This window comes from Komagataeibacter kakiaceti JCM 25156 (genome assembly GCF_000613305.1).
The window spans coordinates 1-1,028 of record NZ_BAIO01000686.1 but is presented as its reverse complement, the minus strand read 5'-3'; the positions used below and the strand labels follow the sequence as shown (position 1 = coordinate 1,028).

The 1,028-nt window shown below is 68.5% G+C and carries 1 pseudogene; it reads left to right on the top strand.

Annotated features, from left to right (window positions below):
- Positions 1 to 1,028 (top strand): annotated as a pseudogene (gene lysA / locus JCM25156_RS25990) (diaminopimelate decarboxylase); the annotation flags it as partial.

Below are 1,028 nucleotides of genomic sequence, written 5' to 3'. Positions count from 1 at the left end.
CTGCGCCGGGCCATGGTGGCGGGCATCCCGGCGGGGCGGATCGTCTTTTCCGGGGTGGGCAAGACGCCCGACGAGATGCGCATGGCGCTGCGCGCAGGCATTGGCCAGATCAATGTTGAAAGCGCGGAGGAGCTCGACCTCCTGTCCGCCGTCGCGCGCGCCGAAGGCGTCGATGCCCCCGTCGCCCTGCGCATCAACCCGATGTGGACGCCGGCACCCACGCCAAGATCACCACCGGCCTCGCCACCAACAAATTCGGCATTCCTTATAACCGCGCGGTCGATCTTTACGCCCATGCCGCCGCCCTGCCCGGCATCCGGCCCGTCGGGCTCGCCATGCATATTGGCAGCCAGATCACCCGCATGCAGCCCTACCGTACCGCCTATGCGAAGCTGGCGGATCTGGTGCGGACCATCCGCGCACGCGGCCTTGCCATAGAGGTGCTGGACTGCGGGGGGGGACTGGGCATTTCCTACCGCGATGAAAGCGAGGGCGCGCCCGAGGCGCTGGCCGCCGCGATCCATGCCGAACTGGGGGGGCTGGGCACGCGTCTGGCCATCGAACCCGGCCGCTGGCTGGCTGGCCCCGCGGGCGTGCTGCTGAGCACCGTGATCCTGCGCAAGCAGGGCTATGACGGCATGCCGCCCTTCCTTGTGCTGGATGCGGCGATGAACGATCTCATGCGGCCCAGCCTGTATGATGCGTGGCACGGTATCCTGCCCCTTTCCGCCGCCGATGCCGTGGCGCCGACCGAACAGGTGCATGTGGTGGGGCCGGTATGCGAAAGTGGCGACACCTTCGGCCATGACCGCACCCTGCCCCGCATGGAAGCCGGATCGCGTCTCGCGCTGCTGGATTGCGGGGCCTATGGCATGGTCATGAGTTCCACCTACAACGCCCGCCCGCTGGCGGCGCAGGTGATGGTGGATGGCAGCCGCTGGGCCGTCATCCGTGAACGGCAGGAGATCGCGGACCTGTGGGCCTCTGACCGCATTCCCGAATGGGCGGACGCGTCCCTCCTCCCCGCT